The organism is Citrobacter sp. Cpo061 (assembly GCF_030332845.1).
GTDB lineage: Bacteria > Pseudomonadota > Gammaproteobacteria > Enterobacterales > Enterobacteriaceae > Citrobacter > Citrobacter portucalensis.
In genome coordinates, this window is the sequence record NZ_JAOWHB010000043.1 from 359,587 (window position 1) to 376,882 (window position 17,296).

Below are 17,296 nucleotides of genomic sequence, written 5' to 3' on the forward strand. Positions count from 1 at the left end.
TGTACCTCGTCGTGTGAGTTAACGAGGTACATCATGCTTTCGCGTAAGATATAAAGATAATGACGATTCAAAATAGTCGTCATCATAAATTTTGATATCAGTGCAGCCAGTGCACGCCATCCTCGGGCTGGAAAAAGGCGTTATAGCGCATCTGGAACGCATTAAGCTCCTGCATATCCGGCTCCATCTCGCGCAGAAAACCGAGCGCCAGACGCACCTGCGCGTCGGTAATCGGTGCAGCCAGCCGGGCTTTTTGCAGCCAGCGGTGCCATTGCAACAAGTTCTGCTCACTGCCGTCGACAATAACGATTTGCCAGATCAACAGCACCTGGGCAGCATTTTGTAGATGCGATTCATCAGGACGGTGGAGGTACTGTAAAAAAGCCTCACCCTGTACTTTTCCCATCTGATCGATCATCGATTCTACCGGCACGACATCAATGTTCAGCCGCTCGCTCAGACGGCGAATTGCCCGCCGCGACCCGGACGTTAGCACCCGAAATCCCACCACAAAAACAACCACCAGCGTGGCCAGCATTATCCAAATCATGCGCACATCCATTACCAGACAGGACGCCCATCATAGCGGCAAATTCACCTCTGTCGACGACTGAACGTGTCATAATGTGACTTATCGAACTCGCAGGCAGACATCATGAAATCTGATATCAGAACGCTCGATCTCAATCTGTTAAAAACGCTGGATGCCCTGCTGGATGAACGCAGCGTAACCCGGGCGGCGCAGCGGCTGTCGCTCACCCAGCCTGCGGTAAGCGGTATGCTCAACCGCCTGCGCGACTATTTTGACGATCCGCTGTTTAGTCGCACACCGCATGGCATTGTTCCGACGCTGCGTGCCCAACAGTTGGCCGCCCCGGTCAAACAGATCCTCAGCGATATCGATATCCTGCTTAAACCGACACAATTTGACCCGCTCACCGCAGCGCTCACCTTTACCGTCGCCGCTACGGATTACGCGCTCAAAGCGGTTATCGTGCCATTTATTGCCGCGCTTCGCGTGCGCGCACCGGGCATTCGTGTACGAGTGATCCCGGTTGAGCCAGTGCTGCTCACCACACAGTTTGAGCAGGGGAAAATCGACCTGGCATTGCTGACGCCGGATTCCACGCCCGACAACCTGCACAGCCGGGCGTTATATGATGAAGAGTACGTTTGTCTCATGCGTCATGCGCATTCTGATGCGGGGCAACCGCTGACGCTCGATCGCTTCTGCGCGCTGGAGCATGTGCTGGTTTCTTATGTGGGTGAAAGTTTCTGGGGCGTCACCGATGAGGCACTGGCAAGCGTCGGACGCCAACGGCAGATTGGTTTGTCGGTTAGCAGCTTCCTGGTATTGCCGGACATCCTCGCCATCAGTGATATGATTGCCGTTGTTCCTGCCCGTCTGGCGTATGACGACACCCGTATGCACGTTTTACCGCCCCCGCTGCCCATAACCGGTTTTACAAAAAGCATGGCCTGGCATGAACGCACGCACCGCGATGCCGCTCATCAGTGGCTGCGCAATCTGGTACATGAAACCAGCCAGTTGAGAGCATAAAAAAGCCCGCCATTAAGGCGGGCAAAAGTTACCAATGCACACTTAACTTAAGCTACTTTCAATTGTTGAATCTTTTTCTCGCGGCGAATTTTACGTTCTTCAAACACAGCCACGATGGCCATCAAACAGATACAACCGATAGCGGCAGCATCCAGCGCGGCGAAAGTGCCTGCCCAGCCGGTCAGCCCGAAAATCGGCGTGCCGTCGGCAATCATCCCCAAACCGAGCTTGGCGAAGCTGTCACCAATCAGATAAGCGAAAGTGCCTTTAATCCCATCGGCTGCGCCGATCGCTTTTTTCGGCACAAATCCGACTGCCGCAACGCCAATTAACAGCTGTGGACCAAACACCAGGAAGCCCAGCGCAAACAGCGAAGTCAGATAAACGTACTGGTTGCTGGCGTGCTGATAAACGCCCAGGGTGGCGATAATCAACGCCAGCGCTACACAGGCCACCAGCGCACGACGACCGTTAGCCAGGTCGGAGAGCCAACCCCACATCAGCGTGCCAACCAGCGCGCCCACTTCAAACAGGGTAAAGCCCTGAATCGCCACTTCTTTGGAGAGCTTCAGCTCCTGGAAAGCGTAGACGGTGGACCACTGGTCGATACCGATACGCACTACGTACAGGAAGATGTTCGAGAAACATAACAGCCAGATCACTTTGTTTTTCAGCACGTACTCAACAAAGATCTGCCATTTGGTCATCTCGTTTTCTTCGGTTTCTTTGTCTTCTTCGCTGATCTCCTCACCGAACAGCTCTTCGGCTTTACCGAGGCCATAAGATTCCGGGGAGTCGCTGCCGTAGCGCAGGCCGATAAAGCCAACAATCAGAGCAATAATCGACGGGAAGATAAACATACCGATGACGTGACCGTCGAACAGATAGTTAGCGCCAAACAGCGCCACGCCCGCTGCACCCGCACCGCCGAGGTTGTGGGAGATATTCCACATGCCGAGGTAGGAACCCCGCTTGCGACGCGGCGTCCATTTAGTAATGGTGGAATAGCTACATGAGCCGCCAGTACTCTGGAAGAAACCGCTCAGCGCGTAGAAAGCGATCATCAAAAACAGGCTGGTTGAACCCGCGCCCATGCTGGCGCTAAAGCCGAGCATACAGATGGCGGAGAGGATCAGCATAAACGGCAGAAACTGCTTGGTGTTTTTGCCATCCGCGTAGTAGGAAACCAGCGTTTTACCCACGCCGTAGGTGATGGAGAAGCCCAGGCCAATCATCCCCAGCTGCGTCATGCTCAGCCCGTAGGTGGAGATCATGTCGTTCTGCGCGATGTTGAAGTTTTTGCGGATCAGGTACATGGTCAGGTAGCCGATAAAGACCACCAGATAGGACTGCATGAACGGTTTGAACCACATTTTTCGCCGCACATCGAGCGGCAGATCCAGGGTCGGCTTGCGCACCTGGTTTAGAAAGGCCAGCATTTGACACTCCCGAGCTAATTTTTATACCTGCGAATGGAAGGCATTGTAAAAATCAGCCGGAAGACGCGCCTGAGACAGCGTCCAGGTGAAACCGGGAAAATTTCTTAGTTTTGCTCCACTCGGGGCAAAAAGGTGAGGTGCATCACGCTTCGTTGAGTTCGCGCGGAGCCTGGGCGTTTAAAAACGGCAGCAGCAGTAGCGCGGAAATTCCCGCCGCAATAGCGATCACCACAAAGAATCCGGTCCAGTGCCAGACCTCCATCACCTTCGCCAGCGGCCAGCCGGAGAGCGATGCCCCCAGATAAGCAAACAGCCCGACAAATCCGGTTGCCGCGCCCGCCGCCTCTTTGTGCGAACACTCCGCCGCCGCCATGCCGATCAGCATCTGCGGGCCGAAGACGAAGAATCCGGTGGTGAAGAAGCACGCGGCCTGCATCACATAGCTGGCGAACGGCATTAGCCACAGCGAGCCAACGGAGAGCAAAATTCCGGCGGCGAAAATCAGGTTCATTGGACCGCGGTTGCCGTTAAACAGCTTGTCCGAGCCCCAGCCCGCGACCAACGCGCCGATGAAGCCGCCCAGTTCGAACATGGTCACGGCGGTATTGGCGGTCACCAGATCCACGCCGAGCGTCTCCGACATGTACAGATTGCCCCAGTCGTTAATCGCGGCACGGACCACGTACACCAGCACATAACACAGTGACAGCAGCCAGATATAAGGATTCAGCAGCACATAGCGGGTGAGGATCTCTTTGCGGCTCAGCCCAGCACCTTCCTGCTGTTGGGCAATTTCCAGTTCATCATGCCGCCAGTCGCCAATTGGCGGCAGACCAATCGCCTGCGGCCTGTCGCGCAGCCGCCAGCAGAGAAAAATCCCCACCACAATCGCCAGCAGCCCGGCGATCATCATCCCGGCGCGCCAGCCGTAGTGCAGCGCTGTCGCCGCCATCACGATAGGGATCAGCGCCCCGCCGACGTTGTGCGCGGTGTTCCACAGCGCCCACCAGCCGCCGCGTTCAGTACGCGAATACCACGCGGTCAATAAACGCGCGCAGACCGGCGATCCCCAGCCCTGGAAAAAGGCGTTCAGCGCCCACAGCACCGCAAAGGCCCATAGCGAGGTGGAGAATCCAAACAGAATGTTTACCACGCCGGTGGCAATCAGTCCGATACCCATAAAATAGCGGGCGTTGGATCGGTCGCTGACGATACCGGAGACAAACTTCGACAGGCCGTAGGTGATGTAAAACAGCGTCGCCAGCAGCCCAATGTCGCTGCGAGTCAGCACGCCGCTGATGAGGATATCCGGTACGGCGGCATTGAAGCTCTTGCGTGTGAAATAGAACAGCGCGTAGCCGAGCCAGATGGTGGTCAGGATATGCCGCCGCCAGTAGCGGTAGAGAGCATCCACTTCACGCTTATCAGTAATGAGCGGCGCACTGGCCGGAGCTTTTAAAAATGAAAACATGACCGCGCCTTACACATATCGCTGGGGTAACGACACGCTGACCCGCGTGCCGTGCGTACAGGAAATCGAGAGCGATCCGCCGAGGGCGCTAATGCGTTCACGCATCCCAGTGAGGCCAAATCCCTGTTGATTCGACCCTGGCGGCAGGCCGCTGCCGTCATCCTCAATTACCAGCATTAGCCGTTCATCCTGTTGCCAGCCCTGAAGCGTCACCGCGCTGGCGTTGGCGTGCTTAACGATGTTGTTCAGCCCTTCCTGACAGACGCGAAACAGCGTCACCCGCTGGCTTTCGCTAAGTGCAGATTCATCAATTCGCCAGTCGAGATGGCTGACGATACCGCGACTTTCCAGCTCCATTTCGCGCATCAGTGAGCGGATGGCCTGCTCCAGCGTGAGATCGTCCAGTTGACGTGGTCGCAGACGGCCTAACAGGCGACGCACCGAATCGTACACGCCGAGAGAAAGTTGTTCGATGTGCGCCCCGCAGCGCTTCACCCCTGCGTTTTCTGGCGCCAGCCGCTGAACAATACCCGCCTGGGTGCGAATGGCGGTGATGGTCTGGCCGATATCATCGTGCAGTTCGCGCGCCACATCCCGGCGCACGCTCTCTTCGGTTTCCAGCAGGCGTTCCGCCAGACGATGGTTGCGTGCTAATTCATTTTGCAGCGACTGGTTAAGTTCGCGCAGACGCTGAATACCCGCACCGAGCAGCAGCCCGGTCAGGCTTTGCACCAGCAGCGAGAGCAACAGGTCAACGGGATGATCGTGCCAGGTCTGGCTGGCAATCAGCGCGATGGCGTTCATCAGCGTCGCAATCAGCGCCCCCTGCCAGCCGTAGTGCCAGGCCAGCGCAATGATCGGCAACGCGAGGCAAAACGGCGTGAAGCGCGAAAGCTCGGCGGGTAAACCGAGCTGTAGCCACAGGCTGACGCTAAACAGCAGCAGGTACCAGACCAGATGCCGCCCGCGCCAGTTCACCGGCTGCGACACCACCGCCGGGCCCAGCGGTAGCCAGGTCGTGCTGGTCAGATAGTGCCAGAACACCAGGCAGATCGGCGCCAGCGTTAATCCGCCGGTGAGCGTCAGCAGCAGCGCGTTCCACGCCTCTTCGCCTTGCCCAAGCCAGGGCAGCGATTGCAGCAACGCCGCCGCCGTGAGCGCCGCGCCCTGCAACAGCAGCGTGCGCCAGTCGCGCTGATGGCGGTATCGCGAAATCAACATCACCGGGAGTAACGTGAGGAAGCTACCGATCATCAAAAGTGGCAAATGGGCCAGCGCCACTTCCTGCGCCAGCCAGAAAAGAAGCAGCCATTCCGCGCCCAGCAGCACCGGCCAGTAGCCGCGCGGACATTGCAGCATCAACCCCAGACGCAGGCCAAACGGAAACAGCAGTACCGCCAGCTCCGGGCGCTCAACCAGATGCAGGCTGATGCTCCACAAGCAAAACCACGCGGCGGAGAAGATAAAGAAGCAGGCAACAACGGTGATTAACCGGGAACAGAGCGTGTTCATTGCCAGCCGTCAAACATCCGGCGGGCCAGTTCGACGTCGTTGCTGACCCCCAGCTTTTCCATCAAATTAGCGCGATGCACGTGCACCGTTTTCGGAGACAGACCCAGTTCAGCGGCAATCTCTTTGACCGCCATACCTTGCGCCAGTTTTTCCGCCACCTGACGTTCGCGTTTGGTGAGCGGATCCTGACGACCGGCCGCCAGTTTGACGGCGATGTCCGGCGTCAGGTAACAGCCGCCAGTCGCCACGGTATGCACCGCCGCGATCAGCTCATCCGGGCTACAACGTTTAGAAAGGAAACCACGCGCGCCCGCGTTGAGCGCCTGCTCCACCAGCGCCGGGCTGTCGTGGACAGAAAGCATGATAATCGCCATTCCTTTTGGCAACTGGCTTAACAGTTCAAGACCGGAGATATCAGGCATAGAGATGTCGCAGATACACACCTGCACGCCGCGTCCCGGTAATCCCGCCAGCGCCTCACTGCCTGAGCCAAACTCAGCGACCACCTGCAAATCAGGTTCCAGCCCCAGCAGTTGGGCAAAGCCGGAGCGGACGATGAGGTGGTCGTCAATAAGGGCAACGGTAATCATGGGTTCATCCTGGCGCTAAGGCATGCCTGATGGCGCTACGCTTATCAGGCCTACGGGCGGGTGCCGTTGTAGGCCGGATAAGGCATTAATGCCGCCACCCAGCAAAAGCGCTTACCTTAACGATAAGTGCTTTGGTGTTCAAGCCTTGAGCGATCAGGCTATGCCAGTTGTGACTGTAAATGTCCGGGTGTGCTGCGGTTCTATTTCAATCAAGGTGCCATTGCGTTGTGCTGCCAGGTATCCTTCAGGTCGACAGGTTGCAGGCAAGGCGAATGCCGCAACCTGCTGATCGCCGTTATAGAGGATCCAACGCGTCACATAATTCAGCTCCGTGCTGGAGAAACGCGTAACGAACGTGGTGCCATCAGGCGCGATCATGCTAAATTCTGGTTTATCAGTGTACCTGTCCAATTGGTCAGCAAAGAAGACAATTTCCGGATCGTAAAAATGGGGTTCATTGAGCCGCGCCAGAGAAGCCTCGCCCTGTACAATCCGCTGATTAAACGCCAGCCACTGCTCAGTCGGCTTAACATGCGCGGGTATCGACTCACGCAGCTTCATGGCCTCATCCGGAATATTCTGGCTGAAGGTGGCTTCCGGTACGTAGGCATAGTTCATATGGCACATGTACTGCAACGGCATTGCCACTGAGGCGAGGTTGGTAACCGCCATCTGAATATCAAACAGCGCGCTCGCTTTGTGCATTACCACCGCAGGATGCGCCTGATAATGATGACCGAACCCCATCACATACTCATAGCGTCCACCCACGCGCAAATTCTCACCCTCCAGCTCCAGCCAGGCTTCATCCATCGCGGCACAAGCCATTTCACCGTGCAAAGGATGTGAATCCTCTGGTGATGGGCAGCCATTTGCCAACAGACCTGAGTGGAAGGCAAAACAGCCGTAGGTCGCCACCACTTCCGCCGCCGGTTTCGGCTGACTGAACATGTTACGCATGGTCAGGTCATGGCCATCAAACTGAGCATCCCAGATCATCTGCCCCATCCAGGGCAGAATAACCAGATGTCCACGACTGTTTTCTACCTTCAGCCCTTCCACTCCGCTGGCGTAACGAAATGCGGTAACCGTGAAGTCGTTATTCTTCAGTAAGATTCGCGGATGCTCTGCAAAGAGTTCTCGCCACAGCGTTATACGTGTTGTCATGATCGCTCTCCTCAGGAAACTGTCGCTTCAGCCAGGTTGTTGCGCACTTTGCTTTCACGCCAGAAGTAGATACCGACGTACACGAAACAGAGCATGGAAACCAGGAACGAAAGTTGCAATGAATGGAACATATCGGCCACATAGCCCTGAATCGCCGGAACCACCGCCGCGCCGACAATCGCCATGACAATGACGGCACCCGCCATTTCGGTATGCTCGTTATCCACGGTATCAAGCGTACCCGCATAGATTGTCGCCCAGCAGGGTCCAAACAGGACACTCACCAGCACTGCGACATACACAGCGCTGAAGCTTGGCGCCAGTGCAACATAGACGAGGAACAGCGCACCAATAATGGAATAGAGAATCAGCACTTTTTCCGGATTGAAGCGCGTCATCAAAATGTTGGCGATAAACTTGCCGATAAAGAAGCAGGCGAAGCTATAGACCATGAAGGTTGAGGCGTCGCGCTCGTTGATATCACCTAATTCCAGTGCCAGACGGATGGTGAATGACCACACCGCGACCTGCATCCCCACATAAAGAAATTGCGCCACAATTCCACGACGGAAACGGGCATTGCTGGCCAGATAACGCAGTGTATCCATCGCTGACGGGCGTTTATGACTCGTGGTTTGCGCGACTTTACAGGTCGGGAAGCGAGTCAGCAGGAATAACACCATCACCACAACCAGTACCATAATCATGTACTTGTATGGCTCAAGGGTATTTTCCAGCATCAACACTTTAAAGTTATGGATCTGCTCAGCGTTCATCCCGGCCATCTGTTTTTCCAGGCTTTCACCTTCAGAGAAGACCAGATATTTACCTAGCAGAATGCCAGCAGCCGCACCAATAGGATAAAAAGTCTGACTGATGTTCAGGCGTAAAGTGGCATACGCTTTTGGGCCGATCATTGAGCTGTAGGTGTTGGCTGCTGTTTCCAGGAAGCTCAGACCAATCGCAATCGCGAAAATCGCCGCAAGGAACATGGTGTAGGTGGCCATGTGCGATGCCGGGAAAAAGAGCGTACACCCAACGATATAAAGGGTCAGCCCCATTAAGATGGCGACTTTATAACTGGTCTTTTTAATCACCAGAGATGCTGGAATCGCAATTAAAAAATAACCGCCATAAAAGGCACTCTGAACTAATGCCGAGGCAAAGTTGCTGAGTGAAAATACGCTTTTAAATTGCGTAATCAGAATATCATTTAATGCGGCTGCGCATCCCCATAACGGGAATAAACAGGATAACAAAATAAACTGGAACAGAGGGGTCTTATTCAAATAGCCGTCAGGCATCTGAATGATGTTTTTATCGTTCATAGTGCTACCTTTTACAGTGCAGGAGTATTATTCGTTTAAGGTAAGAAACTCATTAAATTGTTCGATGCTTGGATAAGATGATTGAGTGCCTTTCCCGGTAACGCTGAAAGCAGCGAAGAGAGCGGCTTTTTTCATGGCGGCTTCCACATCACCGCTTTGAACGTAATAGTGAGCAAAACAACCGATGAAAGCGTCGCCTGCGCCACTGGTATCGACAGCGTTCACTTTAAACGCTGGAACATGGACTTCCTGGTCACGCGTCATCCACAGCGCACCTTTCTCACCCATGGTGACGATAATATTGTTCAGACCTTTATCAACCAGAGAACGTGCCGCTGCGCGAATATGGTCATAAGTATCTACTGGCATACCGGTTAATATTTCCAGCTCGGTTTCATTCGGCACAAAAAAATCACATTTACAGGCATAAGACATATCTAATTCCCGTAATGCAGGGGCGGGATTTAGTAACACTTCAATACCGTGTTTTTTGCCAAATTCAATCGCGTGATAAACGGTTTCCAGCTGCACCTCCAGTTGCAGGACAATAAGCTGACATTTTTTCAGATCTTCCGCCGCACGATCGATATCTTCCGGGGAGAGAAATTTGTTCGCTCCTTTAATAATCAGAATACTGTTGCTGGAGTTCGCATTAACAAAGATCGGTGCGACACCGCTGCTGGTGCAGGGTACCTTTTCGACATAGGTGGTATTAATTCCCCAGGATTCGAGATTGCGAATAGTGTTATCCGCAAAAATATCATCACCGACTTTTGTCAGCATCAGCACTTTGGAATTGAGCTTAGCAGCCGCAACGGCCTGATTTGCGCCTTTGCCCCCGCAGCCAATTTTGAACGCCGGTGCTTCCAGCGTTTCCCCTTCTTTGGGCATCTGGTTGATGTAGGTGATGAGATCCACCATGTTGGAGCCAATAACCGCGATATCCATTTTACTACCTCTCAGAAACAATCACACAACAATGATATTAAAATAACATTATCATGTTACTTTCGTATCATTTGTGACTAGGATCGCGATTGGAAGATCATTTTATTGTTTATTTATTGCACTAAATGTTACTCCCACATCACAATACAAATGATAAAGTTGCTTACAATTGACTGAAAATTAACTGGATATAATCAATAAAACGTGAAAAAACACGCTTTTATTTCCGGATAGTCAGACGTATAGTAATGCGGCAATGTCATGTTCTCAGAAACACAAAAATGTTACTGAAGGAACATGGGAACATGATTCGTGGAGAAGCACATGGAAACTAAGCAAAAAGAACGTATTCGACGTCTGATGGAATTGTTGAAGAAGACCGACCGAATCCATCTGAAAGAGGCGGCACGAATGCTGGAAGTTTCCGTGATGACTATTCGTCGGGATCTCAGTCAGGATGACGAACCGTTACCACTCACGCTGCTTGGTGGTTACATTGTGATGGTGAACAAACCTGCCACCATCGTTAACGCGCCACTCCCCGCGCAAAAACAGTATCACCGCGACGATTTACCGGTTGCCATTCTGGCTGCGGGACTGGTGAGTGAAAATGATCTGGTCTTTTTTGATAATGGTGCGGAAATGCCGTTGGTGGTCAGCATGATCCCGGACGATATTTCCTTTACCGGGATTTGCTACTCGCACCGGGTGTTCGTAGCGCTAAATGAAAAGCCCAACGCCACAGCGATTCTTTGCGGGGGGACCTACCGGGCGAAAAGTGACGCCTTTTACGACACCAGCAATCCCTCCCCGCTGGATGCACTCAACCCACGGAAAGTCTTTATCTCCGCCAGCGGAGTCCATGAGCATTTCGGCGTTAGCTGGTTCAATCCGGACGATCTGGCCACAAAACGCAAAGCGATGGAACGCGGATTACGCAAAATTCTGCTGACGCGCCACGCCCTGTTCGATGAGGTCGCCCCCGCCAGCATTGGTCCACTCTCCACCTTTGACGTACTGATAAGCGACCGTCCGTTACCGGCAGATTACGCAACCCACTGCCGGAACGGCTCTGTAAAAGTGATCACCCCGGATTCAGACGGCGACTAACTCACTCAAAGAACACGGTAATTTTGTTAAACATCGACGGATCGGACTGGTTGCGGGCCACTTTCACCACATCTTCCAGCTTGTCGATCTGGCTTATCATCTGCTCAAGACGTTGATCGTCGTTGACCAGTAGCCAGATGCGGCTCTTATCGCTGTCCTGAATCGGTAGACAGAGAATGCCTTCTACGTTGAACGCGCGGCGGGCGAACAGCCCGCAAACGTGAGTCATTACGCCCGGATGGTTGCGTACGGTGAGTTCCAGGATTACGTTGTCATGTGTCTGCTGTTGCATGGCTTATTCCCCCACCATTTCTGTGTTTGCCGCACCCGGCGGCACCATCGGGTACACTTTTTGTTCGGCATCGATGCGCACGTGGATCAGCGCAGGCCCAGGGCGATTAATAATCTCCTGCAACGCTGCCTGTGGGTCCGCTTCGTTATTCAGATCGCAGGTTTCGAGACCAAACCCGGCGGCTATCTGCATAAAGTTAATCATCCCCGGATAGGTCGCGGCAAAAACACCCTGCTTATAGAACAGACTCTGCTGCTGATATACAAGACCCAACGCTTCGTTATTCATCAGGATGATTTTAATATCCAGCTGATTTTCGCTGGCTGTCGCCATTTCCTGAATATTCATCATCAGGCTGCCGTCGCCGGAGAAGCACAGCACTTTTTTGTCTGGATTGGCCAGCGCTGCACCAATTGCCGCTGGCAGGCCAAAGCCCATAGTTCCCAGACCGCCGGAGGTCAGCCACTGACGCGGACGGTTCAGCGGATAAGCCTGTGCCGCCCACATCTGATGCTGGCCTACGTCGGTGGTGATAATAGCGCTATCGTCTACGCAGGCAGCCACGGCGTTGATCAATCCATAGTGGCTGAGCGGGTCGCTTTCCTGCGGAATAGTGCAAGGGAATTCACGTTGTAAATCGGCCACCGTCTGATGCCACGACTCTCGCGGCTGCGCGTCAATTAATGGGATCAATTGCGCCAGAACCTCATCGACATCCGCCTGAATCGCCACGTGCGGTTGTTTGATTTTACCCAGCTCCGCTCGGTCGATATCTACGTGAATGATTTTGGCGTTCGGGCAGAACTGCTCCGTTTTACCAATCGCCCGGTCATCAAAACGTGCGCCCAGAACAATCAATAAATCCGCTTCTTGCAGAATAAAGTTAGTGCTACGCGCGCCGTGCATGCCCAGCATGCCTAACGACAGCGGATGGGCTTTCGGCAACATACCGAGCGCCATTAAGGTCATAGTGGTGGGCAGCATCGCTTTTTCCGCCAGTTCACGCACGCGCTCAGGTGCGTTAATCACGCCGCCGCCGAGGTACAGCACCGGACGCTGTGCGGCGTTAATCATGGCTGCGGCATCGCGAATGCTGTCCTGGCTGAACGCTGGTGCCTCCATTTTCTGCGCAGGCTCCGGCATCTCTTCAATGTCAAAAACGGCGGTTTGAATATCCTTAGGAATGTCTATCCACACCGGGCCTGGACGTCCGGACTGCGCAATGCGGAACGCATCGCTCATGACCTGCGGTAATTCACTGATATGGCGGACCAGATAGTTGTGCTTAGTGATGGGGATAGAGATGCCGTAGGTGTCGACTTCCTGGAAGGCGTCGGTGCCGATCATTGAAGCCGGAACCTGCCCGGTGATACACACCAGCGGGATGGAATCCAGACGCGCATCGGCAATGGCGGTCACCAGATTGGTTGCGCCCGGTCCGCTGCAGGCCATACAAACGGCGGGTTTGCCATCGGTTCTCGCCATTCCCTGCGCGATAAACCCTGCTCCTTGCTCGTGGCGCGCCAGGATATGACGGATTTGCGTGCTTTGACTTAAGGCGTCATAGACGGGAAGAATCGATCCGCCGGGAATACCGGTAACAACCTGAATCCCCTGGCGTTCCAGGAAATGAACGATGAATTCTGCGCCCGTAAAACGCGTACGCTTGGATGTTATGCCCGAACTTGCCATGCTCCAGTCCTTTTATTCTGGGCCTTTGCTCCGGGCAGGTCTCTGAAACGAAAAACCCCGCCCGGTTTGCGCCGGCGGGGTTTTGGAATCGTGTGTTGATTCGGACCCTACGGCGCATTGCCGACGACCACCACCACACGCACGACGACCGCTGCGCGAGATGGCGCAGTTTTTAGTAGGGTCGCAGTCAGCATGGAAGGGTTCATTAGGGACCTGTCTGTTTGTTGATTAACTGGATTTATACAAACACAGGTTTTTCAGCGTGACAATGGAAAAATTTTCATCTGCATAAAAATGCGTCAACGATCACATTTCGTTGTGCATTGCTGAAAAACAAAAAACCCCGCCGGAGCGAGGTTTTTTTCAGTGCTGTGCGGTTGGTAGCCGCCGAACACACTGTGTTATGTCAACGAAAAAAGTATACGCGTTCTGCGAAGAACACGCAATTTCGGCACGAATTTTGATGGTTTTGAGTATGGAACATGAATAGCGTAACGTCCATAAAATACTGTTAATTTATACAGTATTTATCTATAATGTCTCGGTACGCAATGTGTTATGCGGGGGCCGCATCGTAAACCGGCGCATCAAAGTCCTGGCTGAAACGGGTGGTGCCGTCAGCGCCTTAACCCCCGTGTGAGCACACTGTGTTATGTCAACAAAGGTGCTGGCAACAGGCAGCGGCGAGGTACGTCAGCACCGTGCTCCTTGTACCAAAAGGAGAGCGTATGAGCCTCGTGGATATCGCTATTCTTATCCTCAAACTCATTGTTGCAGCACTGCAACTACTTGATGCCGTTCTGAAATACGTTAAGTAATTCGGATTCAAGTCGCACCTAAGGGGGGCGGGTAACACTCCGCTCCCCTTTCACCTTCTCCCTGGTGCTTGTGTCGCGCCAATATGTTACGTTTTTATGACATTCTCAGGGAAGAATTCCACCATGACGCTTTCTGTTTTCTGCATTTTGCTGTTCGCCGCGCTGCTGCATGCCAGCTGGAATGCCATTGTTAAAGCTGGAAACGATAAACTGTACTCAGCGATCGGTGTCAGCGGTTCTGCCGCAATTATGGCATTGATTTGCTTACCCTTTGCGCCGCAACCTTCCGCCGCCAGCCTGCCGTTTTTAGCTGTCTCAACTGCGTTGCAAATTGTATATACCGTCCTGGTCGCCAAAACCTATCAGGTTTCGGATATGAGCCAGACCTATCCGTTAATGCGCGGCACAGCGCCGCTGCTGGTCGCAATTATCAGCGTCCTGTTTCTTGGCGATAGCCTCTCTGTGCTAGCCTGGGTGGGGATTGCCACGATCTGTCTGGCGATCCTTGGCATGGCGTTTAACGGACGCAGCAGCTCGCAACGCGGGATCGTGCTGGCGCTCATTAACGCCTGCTTTATCGCCGGATATACGCTGGTTGATGGCACCGGCGTACGTTTATCAGAAACCGCGCTGGGTTATACGCTGTGGACCTTCTTTCTGAACGGCTCCTGCCTGCTGGGCTGGGCGATGATTGCCCGACGCCGGGAAGCGTCGCGCTATCTGGTACAGCAGTGGAAGAAAGGTATTCTTGGCGGGATTGGCACAATGGGTTCTTACGGTCTGGCGCTGTGGGCCATGACTCAGGCTCCGTTGGCGGTAGTCGCTGCGCTGCGTGAAACTTCCATCCTGTTTGGCGCGCTGCTCGCGTGGCTGCTACTGAAAGAGAAGGTTGCCGGAATACGTCTTGTTGCGGCTGGAGGCATTGCCATAGGCGCAGTTTTGCTACGCTTATCATGACCTCTGTAAACCCGATGCAATCCGGCAACATTTGTTGCCGCTTTTTGTTTACATTTCCTGCCGTTCATCGTTTAAACATTCCAGCCCACTATCTGGCCTTCTTTTTCTGTTGTGGTAGATTCCACGCGCATTTACGGGAAAGTGCAGCACCTTATTCTTATTTTTTCACTTTTTGAAAAGTAATCAGCGAAATGAAAAGGCATAGAAGCGTCAATTTGTTGTTGATGTTGGTATTACTGGTGGCGGTAGGTCAGATGGCGCAAACCATTTATATCCCCGCGATTGCTGATATGGCGCGTGAACTGAACGTTCGCGAAGGGGCGGTGCAAAGCGTAATGGCCGCCTATCTGTTGACCTACGGCCTGTCACAACTGATTTACGGCCCACTTTCCGATCGCGTTGGCCGCCGCCCGGTGATCCTCGCCGGGATGTCCATTTTTATGCTGGCTACGCTGGTCGCCATAACCACCCACAGCCTGACGGTATTGATTATCGCCAGCGCAATACAGGGGATGGGAACAGGCGTCGGCGGCGTGATGGCGCGAACGTTACCGCGCGATTTGTATGAAGGCACGCAGTTACGCCATGCGAACAGCCTGTTAAACATGGGGATTCTGGTTAGCCCACTGCTGGCACCATTGATTGGCGGTATGCTGGATACCCTGTGGAACTGGCGCGCCTGTTACATCTTCCTGCTGGTGCTGTGTGCAGGCGTCACGTTTAGCATGGCGCGCTGGATGCCGGAAACGCGCCCCGCAGGTGCGCCGCGTCCACGGCTTATCGCCAGCTACAAAACGCTGTTTGGCAACAGCTCTTTCACCTGTTACGTGCTGATGCTGATCGGCGGCCTGGCGGGCGTTGCGGTCTTCGAAGCCTGTTCCGGGGTGTTGTTAGGCGCGCGTCTCGGCTTAAGCAGCATGGTGGTCAGTATCCTGTTTATTCTGCCCATTCCGGCGGCGTTTTTTGGTGCCTGGTTCGCCGGTCGCCCGAATAAGCGTTTCTCGACGCTAATGTGGCAGTCAGTTATCTGCTGTCTGGTCGCCGGTTTGATGATGTGGATCCCTGGTCTGTTCGACGTGATGAACGTCTGGACGCTGCTGGTTCCCGCCGCACTGTTTTTCTTCGGCGCCGGGATGCTGTTTCCGCTGGCAACCAGCGGCGCAATGGAGCCTTTCCCGTTCCTGGCCGGTACTGCTGGTGCGCTGGTTGGTGGATTACAGAACATTGGTTCCGGCGTGCTGGCGTGGTTCTCTGCCATGCTGCCGCAGACCGGGCAAGCCAGTCTGGGCCTGCTGATGACCCTTATGGGGCTGTTGATTTTTATTTGCTGGCTTCCGCTGGCGTCACGCGTGTCGCATCAGGGACAGGCAGTTTAAGCGTATGATGGCCCGGCTTCTCGCCGGGCTTTTCACACTCAGGGGCAATCATGGTATTCAACAACGGCTCCAGCGCCGGTCTCCATGCCCCTTCCTCACCATCATAGAACTGCGTATCCGCATTGATAGCATAGGGAATTTTCGCTTTCTTCAGCTCGCAAGCCATAAAGCGGGCGAACGCCATTTGCGAGGCAGAAGGCGCATTCCTGATGGTTTCTCCCGGCGACCAGCCTCCTACCCAACTAACATGACCGGTTTTCTGCTGCCAGTGAATGGCAGTATTGATACGGGCGCGAATGGCGGCCTTTTCTGCCGCTGTCCCTGAGGTCCACGGGTATTTACCGTTATTTTTCAGCGGCCCCCACGGGAAAATATGCCATTGGGCCAGCACGGTATTCTGACTTTGCGGCGGCAATTTTAGGTTGGGCAAATCTTCCGGAGCGGCATGCAGTTTCGGCGCGATAAATATCATTCGCTGTGGATCGATGGCATGGATGGTACGGATGGTTTTGTCATACACCCTATTGAGCGACGCCTGATTATGGTTGAGCTTATCGGCAGGTTCATAAATCAGGTCGAAACCCAGCAACGGCGAACTTTGACCAAAGTAATGCGCCACTGCCACCCACCAGTTAACCACCTCTTTTTCGTTACTGACACTGGGGTCTTTTTTATACTCGTCAGCCTGATAGGCGATTATCGGGATCACGCCATACTGCTCGCAGGCTTCCACCAGCTTGCGCAGATGAATGAGCCGCGCCTCCGTAGGCTCACCCGCCACGCGAATGCGCACGTGGGTCAACCCTTTCGCCTTATAATCCCGCACCACCAGCGGATCGAATTCACGGATGCCCCGATCGGTACGCGCCCAATCTACGTCCATCCCAACCCCAAGCTGCTGCACATACTGCGCCGCCGTCAACGCAGGTTGCGCGGCACACACGGTGGCGCTGGCCAACAGTAAAAGGGAAACAATCGGCTTTAACACGGTCGTCCTTACGCAAATCATCAGGAGTGATATCACGTATTTAGCAC

At 54.1% G+C, this 17,296-nt stretch carries 17 protein-coding genes; 5 read left to right on the forward strand and 12 right to left on the reverse strand.

The window, feature by feature from the left end; genetic code table 11:
• Positions 1-97: 97 nt before the first annotated feature.
• Entirely contained in the window at positions 98-550 is a 453-nt protein-coding gene (locus OGX97_RS14320; protein WP_003827141.1) for a DUF1198 family protein, read from the reverse strand.
• 105 nt (positions 551-655) lie between these two features.
• On the opposite strand from OGX97_RS14320, the gene OGX97_RS14325 reads away from it, so the two are divergent.
• On the forward strand, positions 656-1,561 hold the full coding sequence (locus OGX97_RS14325; RefSeq protein ID WP_279850850.1) for a LysR family transcriptional regulator: 906 nt from the start codon (positions 656-658) through the stop codon (positions 1,559-1,561).
• A 47-nt stretch (positions 1,562-1,608) separates the two neighbouring features.
• Here the strand turns inward: OGX97_RS14325 and uhpT are convergent, their stop codons facing one another.
• The 7 genes from uhpT to rbsK form a co-directional block, all read right to left on the reverse strand.
• Positions 1,609-3,000, reverse strand: coding sequence for a hexose-6-phosphate:phosphate antiporter (gene uhpT / locus OGX97_RS14330; RefSeq protein WP_008786520.1), 1,392 nt, complete (start codon positions 2,998-3,000; stop codon positions 1,609-1,611).
• A 142-nt stretch (positions 3,001-3,142) separates the two neighbouring features.
• Positions 3,143-4,471 carry an MFS transporter gene (locus tag OGX97_RS14335; RefSeq protein WP_204558696.1) on the reverse strand — a complete coding sequence of 443 codons (1,329 nt, stop codon included), beginning with the start codon at positions 4,469-4,471 and terminating at the stop codon, positions 3,143-3,145.
• Positions 4,472-4,480: 9 nt separating this feature from the next.
• Positions 4,481-5,983 (reverse strand): signal transduction histidine-protein kinase/phosphatase UhpB, encoded by a 1,503-nt coding sequence (uhpB, locus tag OGX97_RS14340; protein ID WP_267454387.1) that lies wholly within the window; start codon positions 5,981-5,983, stop codon positions 4,481-4,483.
• Positions 5,980-6,573 (reverse strand): transcriptional regulator UhpA, encoded by a 594-nt coding sequence (gene uhpA / locus OGX97_RS14345; protein ID WP_003023923.1) that lies wholly within the window; start codon positions 6,571-6,573, stop codon positions 5,980-5,982. Before uhpA ends, uhpB begins: the two co-directional genes overlap by 4 nt.
• Positions 6,574-6,726: 153 nt before the next feature.
• On the reverse strand, positions 6,727-7,740 hold the full coding sequence (locus tag OGX97_RS14350) for an aldose 1-epimerase family protein (protein ID WP_008786523.1): 1,014 nt from the start codon (positions 7,738-7,740) through the stop codon (positions 6,727-6,729).
• An 11-nt stretch (positions 7,741-7,751) separates the two neighbouring features.
• The gene (fucP, locus tag OGX97_RS14355; RefSeq protein ID WP_003827126.1) at positions 7,752-9,068 is read right to left on the reverse strand and encodes an L-fucose:H+ symporter permease; all 1,317 of its coding nucleotides are present in this window, start codon (positions 9,066-9,068) and stop codon (positions 7,752-7,754) included.
• 27 nt (positions 9,069-9,095) lie between these two features.
• Complete coding sequence (gene rbsK / locus OGX97_RS14360; RefSeq protein ID WP_003827124.1) at positions 9,096-10,016, reverse strand: ribokinase; 921 nt, start codon at positions 10,014-10,016, stop codon at positions 9,096-9,098.
• Positions 10,017-10,340: 324 nt separating this feature from the next.
• Between rbsK and OGX97_RS14365 the strand changes: the two genes are divergently transcribed.
• Complete coding sequence (locus tag OGX97_RS14365; protein ID WP_060682991.1) at positions 10,341-11,126, forward strand: DeoR family transcriptional regulator; 786 nt, start codon at positions 10,341-10,343, stop codon at positions 11,124-11,126.
• A gap of 1 nt (position 11,127) precedes the next feature.
• On the opposite strand, the gene ilvN is transcribed toward OGX97_RS14365, so the two are convergent.
• The 3 genes from ilvN to ivbL all read right to left on the reverse strand — a co-directional run bounded on the left by ilvN (position 11,128) and on the right by ivbL (position 13,316).
• On the reverse strand, positions 11,128-11,418 hold the full coding sequence (ilvN, locus tag OGX97_RS14370; RefSeq protein ID WP_003023914.1) for an acetolactate synthase small subunit: 291 nt from the start codon (positions 11,416-11,418) through the stop codon (positions 11,128-11,130).
• Positions 11,419-11,421: 3 nt separating this feature from the next.
• Positions 11,422-13,110 carry an acetolactate synthase large subunit gene (ilvB, locus tag OGX97_RS14375; RefSeq protein ID WP_032945438.1) on the reverse strand — a complete coding sequence of 563 codons (1,689 nt, stop codon included), beginning with the start codon at positions 13,108-13,110 and terminating at the stop codon, positions 11,422-11,424.
• Between the two features lie 107 nt (positions 13,111-13,217).
• Positions 13,218-13,316, reverse strand: coding sequence for an ilvB operon leader peptide IvbL (gene ivbL, locus OGX97_RS14380; RefSeq protein ID WP_003827118.1), 99 nt, complete (start codon positions 13,314-13,316; stop codon positions 13,218-13,220).
• A 522-nt stretch (positions 13,317-13,838) separates the two neighbouring features.
• Between ivbL and tisB the strand changes: the two genes are divergently transcribed.
• The 3 genes from tisB to emrD all read left to right on the forward strand — a co-directional run bounded on the left by tisB (position 13,839) and on the right by emrD (position 16,261).
• Positions 13,839-13,928, forward strand: coding sequence for a type I toxin-antitoxin system toxin TisB (gene tisB, locus OGX97_RS14385; protein WP_003023909.1), 90 nt, complete (start codon positions 13,839-13,841; stop codon positions 13,926-13,928).
• A 123-nt stretch (positions 13,929-14,051) separates the two neighbouring features.
• Positions 14,052-14,885 carry a DMT family transporter gene (locus OGX97_RS14390; protein ID WP_020996046.1) on the forward strand — a complete coding sequence of 278 codons (834 nt, stop codon included), beginning with the start codon at positions 14,052-14,054 and terminating at the stop codon, positions 14,883-14,885.
• Positions 14,886-15,076: 191 nt separating this feature from the next.
• Positions 15,077-16,261 (forward strand): multidrug efflux MFS transporter EmrD, encoded by a 1,185-nt coding sequence (gene emrD / locus OGX97_RS14395; protein WP_048237067.1) that lies wholly within the window; start codon positions 15,077-15,079, stop codon positions 16,259-16,261.
• Here the strand turns inward: emrD and OGX97_RS14400 are convergent.
• Positions 16,206-17,270 carry a cellulase family glycosylhydrolase gene (locus tag OGX97_RS14400; RefSeq protein ID WP_048237045.1) on the reverse strand — a complete coding sequence of 355 codons (1,065 nt, stop codon included), beginning with the start codon at positions 17,268-17,270 and terminating at the stop codon, positions 16,206-16,208. The two genes, emrD and OGX97_RS14400, sit on opposite strands and share 56 nt — an antisense overlap.
• Positions 17,271-17,296: the final 26 nt, after the last annotated feature.